This window comes from Nonomuraea sp. NPDC050383 (assembly GCF_044459125.1).
Classification (GTDB): Bacteria; Actinomycetota; Actinomycetes; order Streptosporangiales; family Streptosporangiaceae; genus Nonomuraea.
The window spans coordinates 492,588-507,113 of the sequence record NZ_JBITIP010000002.1 but is presented as its reverse complement, the minus strand read 5'-3'; the positions used below and the strand labels follow the sequence as shown (position 1 = coordinate 507,113).

Here is a 14,526-nt window from a genome sequence, read left to right as displayed (position 1 = left end):
ACACATGACGTTGATCCGTCACAATGACGGCGTTCTGGACGCGGCGCATGACTGCGTGCTGGCCTACGGGGTACGGCGCACCACGCTCACCGACGTCGCCCGCCGGGCCGGCGTCTCGCGCATGACGCTCTACCGGCGCTGGCCGGACGTGCGGTCGCTGGTGGCCGACCTGATGACGCGCGAGTGGCTGCGGGCGGTGGAGGACCTGGACCTGTCCGACCCGGTGGCGGCCGTGGTGGAGGGGGTGCGGCGGCTGCGCGCCCACCCGCTCTGGGTCAAGATCGTCGAGGCCGACCCCGAGCTGCTCCTGCCGTACCTGCTGCAGCGCAGGGGGGCCACCCACGACGCCGTCCTCGCCGTGCTCGAACGCGTCACCGGCGACCCGCGCGCGGCGCGGGCGGTCCTGCTGGTCGCCCAGTCGTTCCTGATCTCCGCGCCCGCCATGACCGGCCCCGGCCCCGAAGGGGCGGACAGTGACACTGTGACCCTGGACGACCTCGACGCCGAGCTCGCGACCCTGCTGGAGGGATACCTTGGACAGCTCGCTCAACGCCCGTAGGAGAAGCCGGGAGCTGGCGCGGACCGCCGGGGAGACGGTGGACGTGCTCGTGGTGGGGCTCGGCGCCACGGGCGCGGGCGCGGCCCTGGACGCCGCCTCCCGGGGCCTGACGGTGGCGGCGGCCGACGCGCACGACCTGGCGTTCGGGACGTCCCGGTGGAGCTCCAAGCTGGTCCACGGCGGGCTGCGCTACCTGGCGAGGGGCGAGGTGGGCATCGCCTACGAGAGCGCCGTGGAGCGCGGCGTCCTGCTGCTGCACACGGCGCCGCACCTGGTGCGCGCGCACCCGTACGTGCTGCCCCTGACCCGCGACGTCTCGCGGGCCCGGGAGGCGGCCGTGATGGCGGGCTACCGGCTCGGCGACGGGCTGCGGACCGCCGCCCGCACGCCCCGGCCGCTGCTGCCCGGCCCGTCGCGCCTGGACGCGCGGCGGACGCGCCGGCTCGCGCCGTTCCTGCGCCCGCAGGGCCTGCGCGGCGGGCTGCTGTCGTGGGACGGGCGGCTGCTCGACGACGCCCGCCTGGTGGTGGCCCTCGCGCGCACGGCCGCCGCGCACGGCGCCCGGATCCTGACCCGCTGCCGCGTCCTGGAGCTGACGGGCCGCGGAGCGCGGGCGCGGGACGAGCTGACCGGCGAGGAGTTCGAGATCCGCGCCAGGGCCGTGATCAACGCGACGGGCGTGTGGGCGGGCGGGCTGGACCCGCGCGTGCGGCTGCGGCCGTCGCGGGGGACGCATCTGGTGTTCGCGCCGGGGACGCTGCCGGGGCTCACGGCGGGGCTGCACCTGCCGGTCCCGGGCGCCGGCAACCGGTTCGCGCTGCTGCTCCCCCAGCCCGACGGGCGCGCGTACCTGGGGCTCACGGACGAGCCCGTGGACGGCCCCGTTCCGGACGTGCCGGAGGCGCCAGAGGAGGACGTCACGACGCTGCTCGGTCTCCTCAACGCGGTTCTGGACGTCCGGCTGCCCCGGGAGGCCGTGGCGGGCGCCTACGCGGGCCTCAGGCCGCTCCTGGCGGGCGAAGGCGGCACGGCCGACCTGTCGCGCCGGCACGCCGTGCTGGGGGGCGAGAGGGGCAGGAGAGGCTGGCGTGGCGACGCGGTGGTCACCGTCGTGGGCGGCAAGCTGACCACGTACCGCCGGATGGCCGAGGACGCCGTGGACCGGGCGGTGTCCGTCGCGGGGCTGGACGCGGGGCCCTGCCGCACGGCCCGCCTGCCGCTCGTGGGCGCGAACCCGGCGGCGGGCACACCGGCCGCGCCGGGCACGGCGGGCGGACCCGGGCGCGCAGACGCGGACCGGGGCGCGGGCCAGGACCCGGAACAGCTTCCGGCGCGGCTGGTGGAGCGCTACGGCGGCGAGGCGGCGGCCGTGCTGCCGTACGCCCGCGCCCACCCGGAGGAGGTCGGGCCGGGCGTCACGGCGGGCGAGCTGCTCTGGTCGGCGCTGCACGAGGGCGCCCTCGACGAGGGGGACCTGCTGGACCGGCGCACCCGCATCGGCCTGGTCCCGGCCGACCGTGCCGCCGCCCTGCCCGCCGCCCGCGCCATGCTGGCCCGCGCCGCCGCCACCCTGGAGGCCGCCGGGGACGCCACCGGGGCGCCGGACACCCCGTGACCGCCCGCAGCCTCCCCGGGGATGGCCCGACACGAGCGGGGCGACACGTCGGGCGGATCCCCCACATCCGGCGAGCCTTACCGTTAGGTTAGTCTTACCTAATCTCATGCAGGCTCGCAGAGGGGGAGCGTTGGCCAGGGGCTGCGAACATCCGGACGGATGCCACAGCGGAGCGGTGCCCACCTGGGCCAGCGCCACCGTGGGGGCCCGGTTGTGGCTGCTCGTCGAGTACTCCGGCCCGTGGCCCTCCCACCTGGAGAGCCTCGACCTCCCGGACGACGTCGCCCGGCTCGTCGAACGGGCCCTGGAGCGCGGCGTCAGGCCCCAGCTGATCCGGCGCCCGGGGCGGCGGACCCGATCGGCGGGGCAAGGGATGCGTGTGCTAGTCGCCTACGGCGCGGGCCCGCAACCGTGGCTGGCCTCGGGCGTCGTCGCAGGTCCTGACGATCTTGACCTCGACGCGCTGGTGGCCGGAGTGGTCCCGGAGTCCTGCATACTTGAGGACGAGCCGGTATTTCTGGTCTGCACGCACGCCAAGCGCAATGCGTGTTGCGCCCGCATTGGACTACCCCTCGCTCGTGACCTGGCCACCAGGTGGCCGGACAGAGTATGGGAAACGTCACACGTTGGCGGCGATCGTTACGCCGCCAACCTCGTGTGCTTGCCACACGGAATTTTCTACGGCAGCATGTCTCAGGCTGCTGCGATCGCAGCGGCTAACGCGTACCGGTCGGGCGAGATCATTCTCGACCGCTACCGGGGACGCGCAGGCATCCCTGAGCCATTGCAAGCCGTCGAGCACTTCGCCCGAGCCCATACGGGAGAGTGCTCTGTCGGCGCAGTGGCCGTGGAATCCTCCAGGTCGGACGGCGACGTCACCGAGGCCCTCGTGAGCTGCGGCGACGTCCGGTTCCGGGTTGTGGTCAAGCCCTCGGCGTTCCGAGCGCCGTGTGGCACGGCTTGCGCCGACACGATCACCACCTACCGGCTGGTTTCGCTGGACAGGCTCTCGCCTGTGCGGTATGCCACGCCGGCGCTTACCTGACTCATGGGAACATCACGGCCCCTCCTTGCGTTGGAACAGTGACGCCGAAAGCGTCCAATGCGGCTCAATTACCGAAATACCTCTCACGAAGGTGGTTTTCTCATGTCTCAGGTACGTCGGCAGCTCGCCCGCCCGCGCCCCAGCTGGGGTTGGCAGGATGATGCCGCGTGCCGGGGTGAGGACCTCGTGCTCTTCTTCGGCCCCGACGGAGAGCGCCAGCCCGAGCGTGACGTACGTGAGCGGAAGGCCAAGGCGATCTGCGCGCAGTGCCCCGTCCGCAACGAGTGCCTGGACTACGCGCTCTCGCGCCCGGAGAAGTACGGCACGTGGGGCGGCCTCAACGAGGACGAGCGCGCCTCCGAGCGTCGCCGTCGCATGCGCCGCGCCGCCAGCGCCGGCATCTCCGCCGCCTGACCCGCCCGGCAGTCACGAGCACCGTGTGATCCCGCAGTTGTCCCGATGAACCGGGGCCAGGCCCGCCAGGTCCAGGCCCCGGCGAACCCGGTCGGGACAACTGCATGATCAGGCGCGAATCTCAACCCGAGCACGCGAAAGAGCCCGGCGCCTTCCCTCGGCGCCGGGCTCTCGTCATTGGTCGATCCCCGTTCGAGCAGATCAGACGATCAGGTCGTCGAACTCCCCGTCCTTGGCCCCCAGGACGAACGCGGTGATCTCGGCGCGCGTGTAGACGAGCGCGGGATCGTCGGGAAAGCGCGAGTTGCGCATCGCGATCTCCCCCGTGGGCAGGGTGGCCACCTCGACGCAGTTGCCGTTGGGGTTGCTCCGCCTGCTCTTCCGCCACACGACGGGGAGGTGGCCGGCGGGCGTTCCGTTGCGGAACCCATGCATGGAAGAAGCTCCTCGCTTGCAAATGCACGTGCATCCGTGCTTTGCGAGCAGAGATTACGGCAGCGCGAGACCGGCCATACCCCTGATGGCCAAATTTCCCCCTATGGGGTGGGTCACAGGCGCGCGGTCACAGCGACGAGCGCAGTCCCTCCAGGAACTTCCTGGTCCGGGCCGGGGACTCCGCCTGGATGCTCAGCCGGTCCATCACCCGCATGTAGTGCTCGGCCTCGGCGGGCTTGTCGAGGTAGAGGGCGCTGGTGAGCTGCTCCATGTAGACGACGTCGGGCAGGTCCCGCTCGGGGAAGCGCAGGATGCTGAACGGCCCGCCGGCCGCCGCGTGACCGCCCCGCTCGAACGGCATCACCTGCACGGTCACGTTGCGCAGGTCGGTCATCGCCAGCAGGTGGTCGATCTGCTCGCGCATGATTTCGGGGCCACCGAGCGTGCGCCGCACGACCGCCTCGTCGATCACCGCCCACAGCGTGACCGCGTCCTCGCCCGTCAGTCTCCGCTGCCGCGTGGTGCGCAGGCGCACCCGCCGCTCGATCTCGTCCTCCGGCGCGACGTCGTGGACGAGCCTGATGACCGCGCGGGCGTAGCCGGGGGCCTGGAGCAGGCCGGGCACGAACTGGTTCTCGTACGTCCTGATGACCGAGGCCGCGCCTTCGAGACCGATGTACACCTCGAACCAGGCGGGCAGCAGGTCGCCGTACTTGTGCCACCAGCCCTGGGCGTTGGCCTGCCGGGCGAGGCTCAGCAGCGGGGCGCGCTCGGCCTCCTCGGTGACCCCGTACAGGGTGAGCAGGTCGGCCACGTCGCGTGCCTTGAAGCTGACCTGCCCCAGCTCCAGCCGGCTGATCTTGGCGTGCGAGGCGCGAATCGCGTATCCGGCGGCCTCCCGCGAGATACCCTTCTCCGTGCGGAGCCTGCGCAGCTGGCTGCCCAGCAGAATCCGCAGGACCGTCGGGCTTCCCGGCGTGAAGCCGAGGACGCTCCCTTCCGCGCTTGGTGCGCTCACGCCACCGCTCCTAGATCATCTGCACGTGCAAATGCGATTTGCATCCGTAAACGGCGAAAAGTCTTGCATCGGAAAGCGCATGCCGTAAAGATGGCTGTGGATCATTTAACAGACCGTGCTTCGGGGGCCACGATGACGACTTTCGACGCTCGGCCGCAAGCCCCCGTCATAGGTGCCCGGCCGCCGGAATGGCTGTCCTCCGTCCTGCTGGGCGGACGGCCCACTCCCCGCGACGCGATCTTCCCCTTCCACGGGCTGATGGAGCCCGCGTGCGTGTCCTCCGCCCGGCGCTTCGTCGACCACACGCTGGCCGCCTGGGGGTCGGACTGCGTGGCCTTCGAGGCGCAGCTCGTGGTGTCCGAGCTGGTGACCAACGCCATGCGGCACGGCGGCGGCATCGACGAGCTCCGCCTGCTCGGCTACGGCACCGAGGTGGCGTGCGTGGTCACCGACCGCTGCCTGGCCGCGCCGGTGGCCGCCTCCCCCGACCTGTTCGCCGAGTTCGGGCGCGGGCTGCGGCTGGTCGAGGCGATCTCCACCACGTGGGGCTGGGTCGTCTCCAGCGCCCGCCGCAAGCTCGTCTGGGCCGTCCTCGCCGCCTGACTCGCCGGGCTACGGGTTCGGCTCTCCCCTCCCCCTCGCCAGCAGCTCCAGGACGTCGGCGTCGCTGAGCTGGTCGAAGTGGACGTACCACTGGCCGACCGCGCGGAAGTCGGCGGGCGTCTCGAGCACCACCACGTCGTAGGCCTCCCCGCGCAGCGCCCGCACCGTCTCGCGGGCCCCGACCGGCACCGCCAGCGTCACCCTGGCCGGCCCCGCGCGGTCCACGGCCCGCAGCGCCGCCCGCGCCGTGCCGCCGGTCGCCAGGCCGTCGTCCACCACGACCACCTCGCGGCCCGCCAGCACGGGCAGCGGCCGCTCGCCCCGGTAGACCCGTACCCGGCGGGCCAGCTCCCGCCGCTCCTGCTCGACCACGGCCGCCACGGACGACGGCCGCAGCCCGAGCCGCGTGAGCAGCGGCAGGTCCAGCACCGGCTCGCCGCCCTCGGCTATCGCGCCGACGCCCAGCTCCGGCATCGGCGGGTAGCCGATCTTGCGGGTGACGAGCACGTCGAGCACGCCGCCCAGCCGCCGCGCGACGGGCAGCGCCACGGCGACGCCTCCCCGGGGCAGGGCCAGGACCACGGGGTCGCGGAGGTGGAGCAGCCGCCCGGCCAGCAGCTCACCGGCCTCGGCCCGGTCGGCGAACACATCCATGCCCTGGTCCTACCCGCCCCGCCCCGCTCCCCCGCCCTATCGCCATGACGGGTCGTCAGGCGACGCCGAGGACGAGGCAGGCGACGGCCAGCCCCAGATATCCGGCGGGGACCGCGATCGGGCCGTACACGCGGATGCGGACGTGCGCGACGACGGCGCCCGTGAAGAACAGGACGAGCCCGGCCGCCGCGGCGACGCCGACGAGCGGGACGCCCAGGAGCCCGAGCGACAGCCCGGCCGCCCCTGCGGCCTTGAGCGCCCCGAGCATCGGGATCCAGGAGTGCGGGACGCCCAGCGCGGCCGAGTTGGCGAGGACGAACCCCGCCCGCGCGAAGTCGGCGATCGCCGCCCAGGCGTTGACCGCGATCGTGAGGACGGTGACGACGACGTACGCAAAGGACATGGAGCTCGGCTTCCTACGGGAACGGACGTCGGGCGGCCGCCGCCGCTCGCTGGCTCGCCCAGCCTCGCCGAGCCCTCTCCCGGCCGTCCAATACCGGCGTCTATAACCTGGCGGCATGGACGTCGACACCCGGTTGTTGCGGTACTTCGCCGCCGTGGCGGAGGAAGGCAGCCTCACCCGCGCCGCGGAGCGGCTGTACGTGTCCCAGCCGGCGCTGACCCGGCAGATCAGGCAGCTGGAGACCCAGCTCGGAGTGCGGCTGTTCGCGCGCTCCCGGTCCGGCATGGAGCTGACCGATCCGGGCCGGACCCTGGCCGGGCGGGTGCCCGCTCTGCTGTCCGGGTGGGACGACGCGCTGCGGGAGACCAGGGCCACGTCCGCCCGGGCCGCCCGCCTGCTGCGGATCGGCTTCCTGGCCAGCGCCGCGAACGAGATCACCCAGAGCATCGTCGCGGACTTCGCCCGCCGCCGGCCCGGCTGGAAGGCCGACATGCGGCAGGCGACGTGGTCGGACCCGACGGCCGGGCTCGCCGGGGGCGACGTCGAGGCCGCCCTGCTGCGGCTGCCGTTCCCCGGCCAGGACACTCTGCGCGTGGAGGTGCTGTTCTCCGAGCCCCGCTGGGTCGCGCTGCCCTCGGACCATCCGCTGGCCGCGCGTGAGCGGATCGCCTTCCGGGACCTGTGGGAGGAGCCGTTCGTGGCGGCCCCGTCCGAGACGGGCGGGTGGCGGGACTACTGGCTGGGCGCCGACGAACGCGAGGGCCGCCCCGTCCGCGTCGGCGCGGTCACCGACCAGCCCGACGAGTGGCTCAGCGCCATCGCCAACGGCTACGGCGTCGCCCTGGCCCCCGAGTCCGCCAGCCGGTTCTACACCCGCCCGGGTGTCACGTACCGGCCAGTCACCGGTGTCGCGCCGAGCGGGGTGGGCGTCGCGTGGACTCCCGCCGGCGACGCCGATCCCGTCGTCCGGGACTTCGTCCGCGCCTGCCTGGACAACAGGCCGCCCAGGCAGGACGGCGAGGTCACCGCCTGATCGCGGCCGTCAGGGACGGGCGCGCCCGGAGCGGCGCATCTCCTTGTGGATGATCTTCCACCGGTTCTGCTGCTCCTTGCGGAGCCGGGCGTCGGTGCGGCCCGCCATCCAGGCCGCCTCCCGCTGGAGCTTGCGCCAGCTGGTCAGCCGCCGCTCCGGCAGGTCGCCGCTCTCGACGGCAGCCGTCACCGCGCAGCCCGGCTCCGCCTCGTGCCCGCAGTCGCCGAACCGGCACTGCTGTGCCAACTCGTCGATGTCCGAGAACACCAGGTCGACGCCCTCGTTCATGTCGTACAGGCCGACCCGCCGGATGCCGGGCGTGTCGATGACGAGGCCGCCCCCGGGCAGCGGGATCAGCTCCCGGTGGACCGTCGTGTGACGGCCCCGCCCGTCGCCGGCGCGGACGAGCTGCGTCTCCATGACGCCGTCGCCGGCGAGCGCGTTGACCAGCGTGGACTTGCCGGCGCCGGACGGGCCGAGCACGACGGCGGTACGCGAGCCCTCCAGGTACGCGCGCACCAGGTCGACGCCCTCCCCGCGCAGCGAGGAGACGGCGTGCACGTCGACGCCCGGCGCGGCGGCGTGCACGTCGGCGAGCAGGTCGTCGAGGCCCTGGTCGAACAGGTCGGCCTTGGTGACGAGCACCACGGGCGTGCCCCCCGACTCCCAGGCCAGCGCGACGAGCCGCTCGATGCGGCCGAGGTCGGCGAAGTCGGTGGAGTGCATGGACGGCTCGGCGACGAACACGATGTCCACGTTGGCGGCCAGCACCTGGCCCTGGCCGTCGCCGGACAGGCCGCCCCGCGAGTCGCGGCTGACGCCGCCGCGCACGAACGCCGTGGTGCGCGGCAGCACGGCGTCCAGCTCGTAGCGGCCCTCGGGCAGGGCGCGGAGCGCGGCCCAGTCGCCGACGCACGGCAGCGCGACGGGGTCCTCGGCCGAGGCCCGGCGCACCCGCGCGGAGTAGCGGGCGTGGTGCTGGCCGTCCACGGTGATCACCTCGGCGGCGCCGCGGTCCACGCGGGAGACCCGCCCGGGGACGGCGCCGGAAGGAAGCTCGGCGGCGCGGGACGCGGTCCAGCCGAGCAGGGAAAGGTCGAACGACAACGCAGTGATTCCTCTGCTGAGAAGGGAGACCGGGTGGCTCAGGCAGGCACCCGGAGGTGAACGGCACGCAGGCGGAACAGGACAATCCGCATGGTCTCCACCTCCTGTCTCGCACTCTTCTCGCGCCACGGCCGCGCTCTCGCGCTCCGTGGGATCACTCCATGGTCACCGCGGCGCGCGGCGACGGCGACGCCCCGGTGCCGGGCCGTCGCGCAGACTCTACGCAGCCCGCCACGAAGGACGCAATCCCATTTTTCTCGGCGTGTCGTTGAACCCTGCCCGGAGCCCTGGCCGTACTTCCTGCCGACGACTCGAGAAAGGGGAATGATGCGGACCAGCACGTATCCCCCACCCTCGGCCGAGGGGGCCGGCCTCATGGGCAAGCCGCGGTTGAGCCAATGGATCAGGCGCGTCCGGCCCGATGACGACCTGGTCGTCTCGGCTCTCTATCGGGAGTACCACGGGCCGCTCCTGGCGTTCGTGGTACGGCTGACGGCGGGCGACCGGCAGTGGGCAGAGGACGTCGTACAGGAGACCATGATCCGCGCCTGGCGGAGCGCGGAGCGGCTGGATCCGGCGTCGGTCTCGTTGATGCCCTGGCTCGCGACCGTGGCCCGACGTATCGTCATCGATGACCGGCGGCGCAGGGACGCCCGCCCCCAGGAGTCGGGCGACGGGCCGCTGGAGAGCGTGCCCGTGCCCGACGAGATGGAGGGACTGCTGCACCAGGTGCTCGTGTCAGACGCGCTGAGGGCGCTGTCGCCGGCGCACCGCGAGATCCTCAATGAGACGATCCTGCGGGACCGGTCGGTGAACGACGCCGCCGAGGCCCTCGGGATCCCCGTGGGCACGGTGAAGTCCCGGGTGTACTACGCCGTACGCGCCCTGCGCGTCGCACTGGAGGAGAGGGGGGTGACGGCGTGACGTCGCAGGTGGAGCACACCGATGTGGGCGCCTACGCCCTCGGCCTGCTGGACGACGACGACAAGGCCGCCTTCGAGGAGCACCTGGCCACCTGCCCGCCGTGCGCGGCAGAGCTCGCCGACCTGTCGGGGGTGGCGGGCGCGCTCGTCGGCATCGGCCCGCTGGACGACCTCGGCCCGCCGCCGTCGCGCGGCGAGGCCGAGGTCGTCGATCTGATGCGGCGCAAGCGGACGGCCGACCGCCGTGCGCGCAGGGGCACGATCGTGATCGGACTGGCCGCCGCGGTGACGCTGGTCGCCGGCGGCCTGACCGTCGGCACCCAGCTCGGCGACTCGGGCGCCGTGCCGCCGCCCGCGGCGGCCGGGCACCACGACCATCTGGGTCCGGCGGAGCAGTTCTACGCCGACGGCACCCCCGTGGCCGGCACCGGCGCCCGCGGCGTCACCGGCGGCCTGGTGATCGAGTCGAAGGCGTGGGGCACCCACGCGGCGCTCAAGCTGTCGGGCGTGAAGGGCCCGCTGGAGTGCGAGCTGGTGTCGGTGTCGAAGTCCGGGGAGCGGCGGGTCATGACGGGATGGGCGGTTCCAGCCGCCGGTTACGGGGTCCCGGGGCAGCCGGATCCGCTCTACATGCACGGCGGCAGTCCGTACCCCCTGGAACAGATCGACCATTTCGAGGTGGTCACCACGAAGGGCGAGAAACTGCTCACCGTGAACGTCTGACCTCGCGCCGGATGCCCTCTCACCTGCGGTGGGAGGGCATTTCCATGCCCTCTTCCCCTGGTGGCAACCGGTACTTTTACCCGTTCACGGGTTGAACCTCCGCCGGTCCGGGTCCCGTACTGCCTGCCGTACCGAACCGAACGCCCGAATGCAGAGGTTTGTCATGCCCAGTTCCCAGGACGCCCGCACCGGCGCCGCACTCGCCATCGGCCTGCTGGCCGCCGCCCTCGCCCCCACCGCCGTCCCGGCCGCCGCCGACGCCCGGCCCGCCCAGCGGGCGATCGTGCCCGCCGCCCCGTCCCGCGCCGACGCCGGTGACGTCTTCCTGGCCGCCGGTCTGCGCGGCGCCAACGAGGTGGGCGTCCGGGGCGACGCCGACGGCCGTGCGACCGTCGTGCTGCGCGTCAGCGGCGACCGGGTCGCCTTCGCGATCCGCTGGAACGGGATCGGCGCCCCCACCGCGGCCCACGTCCACCTCGGCGCGCGGGGCGCGAACGGCGACGTGCGGCTGGAGTTCCTCACCAAGCCGCTGCCCGGCGGCGTGCTCGGCGTCAGCGGCTCCGTCGAGGCCGATCCCGAGCTGGTCCGGGCGCTCGTCGAGGACCCGGGCGGCTTCTACGCCAACGTCCACGACGCCCGTCACCCGAAGGGCGCGGTGCGCGGCCAGTTCCACCAGGTGGGCCCCGTCGATCTCGACGGGGTGCTCCAGGGCAGCAACCGCGCGACCCTGAGCTCGCGCGCGGACGGCGGGCAGGAGGTTCAGGCGAAGGACGGCAAGAAGCGGGGCGACAAGGACGGGCGCGCCGTGTGGTGGCTGCGCCCGCACGGCTCGGCCATCGGCTACACCGCGACCTGGTCGGGGCTCGCCCCGGTGACGAACGGCCACGTCCACAAGGGCGTGCCCGGCGAGAACGGCGCCGTCGTGGCCGACCTGTTCGCCGCGCCGAAGGGGCTGCCGGCCGGCATCACCGGCGTGGCGGGCGAGGCCAGGGTGCCGGCCGCCGTGGTCAAGCGCATCGCCGCCCACCCGGGCCGGTACTACAGCAACCTGCACACCACCGAGTTCGGCGGCGGGGCGGTGCGCGGCCGGCTGTCCGGCAGGCCGTTCGGCCACCCGCGCGCGCTCACCGCCGACGTGCTGCGCGGCTCCCAGATCTACGCCTGCGCCGAGCAGCCGGGCGGCGGGTACGCCTTCACCCAGGAGGGCGTGGACGCCCGGTTGCGGCGCGGCATCGCGCACTCCTTCGTCACCCCGGCCGCCGGCCCGCCGCAGTGGATCGCTCCGGACGGCAGCGCGGTGCGCGGCAAGGTCGTCACCAAGACCCCCAACGGCGAGCGGGCCATCCCGGAGCTGGTGCTGGCCGCCACCCCGGCGGGCGCGAAAGGCGGCCTGTTGTCGGGCGTCACCCAGGTGCTGCGGCTCAACACCGAGGGCGGCGTCGCACCGGCGGGCTCGTGCAAGCCGGGACGGAAGGCGCGCGTCCCGTACCGGGCCGACTACCTCTTCCTGGGCTGATCGCCGCGGGGAGAGACGGCGGCCCCGTCCCGGACCACAGGGTCCGCGACGGGGCCGCCGGCGTCGGTGCGGACTAGGACAGGCCCGGGGCCGGGAACTGGGCGGTCAGCTCGCTGACCTCCTGGTGGACGCGCGCGATGACGTCCTCGGCGTCGCCCTTGGCCAGGGCCGTGACGACCTCGTCGATCCAGGCGCCGATCTGCCGCATCTCCGCCTCGCCCATGCCGCGCGAGGTGACCGACGGGGTGCCGATGCGGATGCCGGACGGGTCGAACGGCTTGCGGGTGTCGAACGGGACCGTGTTGTAGTTGGTCTCCAGACCGGCCCGGTCGAGCGCCTGCGCGGCGGGCTTGCCGCCGATGCCCTTGGGCGTGAGGTCGAGCAGGATCAGGTGGTTGTCGGTGCCGCCGGAGACGAGGTCGAAGCCGCGGCTGCCGAGCTCCTCGGCGAGCGCCTTGGCGTTGGCGACGACCTGGTGGGCGTACGCCTTGAAGTCGTCGGTCGAGGCCTCGTGCAGGGCGACGGCGATGGCGGCGGTGGTGTGGTTGTGCGGTCCGCCCTGCAGGCCCGGGAAGACGGCCTTGTTGAGGGCCGTGGCGTGCTCGTCGCTCGACGCCATGAGCATGGCGCCGCGCGGGCCGCGCAGCGTCTTGTGGGTGGTCGTGGAGATCACGTCGGCGTGGCCGACCGGCGACGGGTGCGCGCCGCCCGCCACGAGGCCGGCGATGTGCGCGATGTCGGCGGCCAGCACGGCGCCCACCTCGCGGGCGATGGAGGCGAAGCCCTCGAAGTCGATCGTGCGCGGGATGGCGGTGCCGCCGCAGAAGATGAGCTTCGGCCGGTGCTCCAGGGCCAGCTCGCGCACCTCGTCGAGGTCGACGCGACCGGTGTCCTTGCGCACGCCGTAGCGGACCGGGGTGAACCACTTGCCGGTGGCCGAGACCGACCAGCCGTGCGTGAGGTGGCCGCCGAACGGCAGGCCCATGCCCATGACGGTGTCGCCGGGCTGGGCGAAGGCGAGGTAGACGGCCAGGTTGGCCGGGGACCCGGAGTAGGGCTGCACGTTGGCGTGGTTGACGCCGAACAGCGACTTGGCCCGCTCGATCGCCAGGGTCTCGATCTGGTCGATGACCTGCTGGCCCTCGTAGTAGCGCTTGCCGGGGTAGCCCTCGGAGTACTTGTTGGTCAGGACGGTGCCCGTCGCCTCCAGGACGGCCTTGGAGACGTAGTTCTCGGAGGCGATCAGCTTGACGGTGTCGGCCTGGCGGCGCTCCTCGGCCTGGATCAGCTCGGCGATCCGCGGGTCGACGCTAGCGAGAGAACTCATGACTCTCCTGTCATCATTGACATCCGGCGAAGACCCAGGCGCACGGCCTCCGCTCCCTTCCGCTCCCCGGTGGTGAGTCCACCTCATGCGCCAGTCGCGACGTCTACAGACGATAGCGGACGTGGTGGTGTCGGCTCACTCGCGCGTGGTGACGGCGCCCCCTGCGACGACCGCCTCCTCCGGCCGGACCGCGCGCCCGGGGACCGGCCACAGCTTGTCCACCTCCGCGTTCAGGATGGCGCCGATGAGGACGGCCAGCGCCGTGATGTACAGCCACAGCAGCAGGGCGATGGGCGCGGCGAGCGAGCCGTACACGGAGACGGGCGAGAACCACGCGGCGAGCACGGCGCGCAGCACGGCGGCGCACACGATCCACAGGAACAGCGCCAGCACGGCCCCGGGCAGCTCCCGGTACCACTTCGTCCGCACCGGCACGCTCACGTGGTAGAGCACGGTCAGGAACAGCACCGACCCGATGACCACGACCGGCCAGTACAGCAGGTCGATGAGGACGGCGTACTGCCCCGGCAGCGCGTCCCTGAGGATGGTCGGCCCGATGACCAGGATCGGCATGACGACGATGGCGATGGCCAGGCCGACGACGTAGAGGCCGAACGACATCAGGCGCGTCCGGACGATCCCCCGCGTCTCTCCCAGCCCGTACGAGACCGAGATGAGGTCGACGTACACATACAGGGCACGCGATCCGGACCACAGGGACAGCAGGAAGCCGAGGGAGATGATGGACACCTTGCTGGCGTCGTCGCGCAGCACGTCGTTCATGAGCGGGTTGACGACGGTGTCGATCGTGTCCTTGGTGAACAGGATGCCGGACTGCTCGATCACCCACCGGCGCACCTGCTCGACCTTGTCCTGGCCGAGCCACGTGCCGAGCTTGCCGATCACGCCGATGACGCCGAGCACGAACGGGGGCAGCGACAGCAGGGCGAAGAACGCCGCCTCGCCCGCCAGTCCGGTCACCCGGTAGGCGACCCCTGCGTCGACGGCGTCGCGCACGATCGCCCACGCCTTCGTCCCCCGCATCCGGCCCAGACCGGCGCGGACGTCGGAGGCGATGCGCTTCCTCGCCCGCGTGGGCAGATCGGTGGACGTCATGACACCAACGTATTCGCAGCGGCTCTTCCCGACAG

Annotated in this window: 16 protein-coding genes and 1 riboswitch; of the genes, 9 read left to right on the top strand and 7 right to left on the bottom strand. The window is 73.0% G+C overall.

From position 1 onward, the window contains the following. The first annotated feature begins 4 nt into the window (after window positions 1–4). From ACIBG4_RS07085 to ACIBG4_RS07070, 4 genes are all read left to right on the top strand, one after another. Window positions 5–559, top strand: coding sequence for a TetR/AcrR family transcriptional regulator (locus ACIBG4_RS07085; RefSeq protein ID WP_397201047.1), 555 nt, complete (start codon window positions 5–7; stop codon window positions 557–559). Continuing rightward, window positions 534–2,174: a glycerol-3-phosphate dehydrogenase/oxidase gene (locus tag ACIBG4_RS07080; RefSeq protein WP_397201046.1), complete on the top strand. Its 1,641-nt coding sequence runs from the start codon at window positions 534–536 to the stop codon at window positions 2,172–2,174. The genes ACIBG4_RS07085 and ACIBG4_RS07080 overlap by 26 nt, the downstream gene beginning before the upstream one ends. 175 nt (window positions 2,175–2,349) lie before the next feature. Next, on the top strand, window positions 2,350–3,219 hold the full coding sequence (locus ACIBG4_RS07075) for a sucrase ferredoxin (protein ID WP_310716889.1): 870 nt from the start codon (window positions 2,350–2,352) through the stop codon (window positions 3,217–3,219). A 102-nt stretch (window positions 3,220–3,321) separates the two neighbouring features. Beyond that, a complete protein-coding gene (locus tag ACIBG4_RS07070; RefSeq protein WP_080036407.1) occupies window positions 3,322–3,633 on the top strand; it encodes a WhiB family transcriptional regulator in 312 nt (103 codons plus the stop codon). 201 nt (window positions 3,634–3,834) lie between these two features. On the opposite strand, the gene ACIBG4_RS07065 is transcribed toward ACIBG4_RS07070, so the two are convergent. After that, window positions 3,835–4,068, bottom strand: a complete 234-nt coding sequence (locus tag ACIBG4_RS07065) for a DUF397 domain-containing protein (protein WP_310716885.1) — start codon at window positions 4,066–4,068, stop codon at window positions 3,835–3,837. Window positions 4,069–4,195: 127 nt separating this feature from the next. Then, window positions 4,196–5,086 (bottom strand): helix-turn-helix domain-containing protein, encoded by an 891-nt coding sequence (locus tag ACIBG4_RS07060; protein ID WP_397201045.1) that lies wholly within the window; start codon window positions 5,084–5,086, stop codon window positions 4,196–4,198. A 132-nt stretch (window positions 5,087–5,218) separates the two neighbouring features. Between ACIBG4_RS07060 and ACIBG4_RS07055 the strand changes: the two genes are divergently transcribed. Then, entirely contained in the window at window positions 5,219–5,689 is a 471-nt protein-coding gene (locus ACIBG4_RS07055) for an ATP-binding protein (RefSeq protein WP_397201044.1), read from the top strand. Window positions 5,690–5,698: 9 nt separating this feature from the next. Here the strand turns inward: ACIBG4_RS07055 and ACIBG4_RS07050 are convergent, their stop codons facing one another. Beyond that, window positions 5,699–6,343, bottom strand: coding sequence for a phosphoribosyltransferase (locus ACIBG4_RS07050; RefSeq protein WP_397201043.1), 645 nt, complete (start codon window positions 6,341–6,343; stop codon window positions 5,699–5,701). Between the two features lie 55 nt (window positions 6,344–6,398). Then, complete coding sequence (locus tag ACIBG4_RS07045) at window positions 6,399–6,746, bottom strand: DoxX family protein (protein WP_397201042.1); 348 nt, start codon at window positions 6,744–6,746, stop codon at window positions 6,399–6,401. Window positions 6,747–6,861: 115 nt separating this feature from the next. Between ACIBG4_RS07045 and ACIBG4_RS07040 the strand changes: the two genes are divergently transcribed. Beyond that, the gene (locus tag ACIBG4_RS07040) at window positions 6,862–7,779 is read left to right on the top strand and encodes a LysR family transcriptional regulator (protein ID WP_397201041.1); all 918 of its coding nucleotides are present in this window, start codon (window positions 6,862–6,864) and stop codon (window positions 7,777–7,779) included. Window positions 7,780–7,788: 9 nt separating this feature from the next. Here ACIBG4_RS07040 and rsgA read toward each other — a convergent pair whose 3' ends face one another. Continuing rightward, window positions 7,789–8,886 (bottom strand): ribosome small subunit-dependent GTPase A, encoded by a 1,098-nt coding sequence (gene rsgA / locus ACIBG4_RS07035; RefSeq protein WP_397201040.1) that lies wholly within the window; start codon window positions 8,884–8,886, stop codon window positions 7,789–7,791. A gap of 327 nt (window positions 8,887–9,213) precedes the next feature. Between rsgA and ACIBG4_RS07030 the strand changes: the two genes are divergently transcribed. The 3 genes from ACIBG4_RS07030 (at window position 9,214) to ACIBG4_RS07020 (ending at window position 12,048) form a co-directional block, all read left to right on the top strand. Continuing rightward, window positions 9,214–9,810 carry a sigma-70 family RNA polymerase sigma factor gene (locus ACIBG4_RS07030; protein WP_397201242.1) on the top strand — a complete coding sequence of 199 codons (597 nt, stop codon included), beginning with the start codon at window positions 9,214–9,216 and terminating at the stop codon, window positions 9,808–9,810. Beyond that, a complete protein-coding gene (locus ACIBG4_RS07025; protein WP_397201039.1) occupies window positions 9,807–10,532 on the top strand; it encodes an anti-sigma factor family protein in 726 nt (241 codons plus the stop codon). The genes ACIBG4_RS07030 and ACIBG4_RS07025 overlap by 4 nt, the downstream gene beginning before the upstream one ends. 163 nt (window positions 10,533–10,695) lie before the next feature. After that, entirely contained in the window at window positions 10,696–12,048 is a 1,353-nt protein-coding gene (locus ACIBG4_RS07020) for a CHRD domain-containing protein (RefSeq protein ID WP_397201038.1), read from the top strand. 73 nt (window positions 12,049–12,121) lie between these two features. Here the strand turns inward: ACIBG4_RS07020 and glyA are convergent, their stop codons facing one another. Together glyA and ACIBG4_RS07010 are read right to left on the bottom strand one after the other, a co-directional pair. Next, complete coding sequence (gene glyA / locus ACIBG4_RS07015) at window positions 12,122–13,375, bottom strand: serine hydroxymethyltransferase (protein ID WP_310716868.1); 1,254 nt, start codon at window positions 13,373–13,375, stop codon at window positions 12,122–12,124. Between the two features lie 25 nt (window positions 13,376–13,400). Further along, window positions 13,401–13,483, bottom strand: a riboswitch (ZMP/ZTP riboswitch). 27 nt (window positions 13,484–13,510) lie between these two features. After that, complete coding sequence (locus ACIBG4_RS07010) at window positions 13,511–14,491, bottom strand: YihY/virulence factor BrkB family protein (RefSeq protein WP_397201037.1); 981 nt, start codon at window positions 14,489–14,491, stop codon at window positions 13,511–13,513. Window positions 14,492–14,526 lie beyond the last annotated feature (35 nt).

Excerpts from the sequence above, each read along its gene's own strand:
- ACIBG4_RS07085 (WP_397201047.1), top strand. The coding sequence starts at position 5 with ATGACGTTGATCCGTCACAATGACGGCGTTCTGGACGCGGCGCATGAC.
- ACIBG4_RS07070 (WP_080036407.1), top strand. The coding sequence starts at position 3,322 with ATGTCTCAGGTACGTCGGCAGCTCGCCCGCCCGCGCCCCAGCTGGGGT.
- ACIBG4_RS07065 (WP_310716885.1), bottom strand. The coding sequence starts at position 4,068 with ATGCATGGGTTCCGCAACGGAACGCCCGCCGGCCACCTCCCCGTCGTG.
- ACIBG4_RS07055 (WP_397201044.1), top strand. The coding sequence starts at position 5,219 with ATGACGACTTTCGACGCTCGGCCGCAAGCCCCCGTCATAGGTGCCCGG.
- ACIBG4_RS07050 (WP_397201043.1), bottom strand. The coding sequence starts at position 6,343 with ATGGATGTGTTCGCCGACCGGGCCGAGGCCGGTGAGCTGCTGGCCGGG.
- ACIBG4_RS07045 (WP_397201042.1), bottom strand. The coding sequence starts at position 6,746 with ATGTCCTTTGCGTACGTCGTCGTCACCGTCCTCACGATCGCGGTCAAC.
- ACIBG4_RS07040 (WP_397201041.1), top strand. The coding sequence starts at position 6,862 with ATGGACGTCGACACCCGGTTGTTGCGGTACTTCGCCGCCGTGGCGGAG.
- ACIBG4_RS07030 (WP_397201242.1), top strand. The coding sequence starts at position 9,214 with ATGCGGACCAGCACGTATCCCCCACCCTCGGCCGAGGGGGCCGGCCTC.
- ACIBG4_RS07020 (WP_397201038.1), top strand. The coding sequence starts at position 10,696 with ATGCCCAGTTCCCAGGACGCCCGCACCGGCGCCGCACTCGCCATCGGC.
- glyA (WP_310716868.1), bottom strand. The coding sequence starts at position 13,375 with ATGAGTTCTCTCGCTAGCGTCGACCCGCGGATCGCCGAGCTGATCCAG.
- ACIBG4_RS07010 (WP_397201037.1), bottom strand. The coding sequence starts at position 14,491 with ATGACGTCCACCGATCTGCCCACGCGGGCGAGGAAGCGCATCGCCTCC.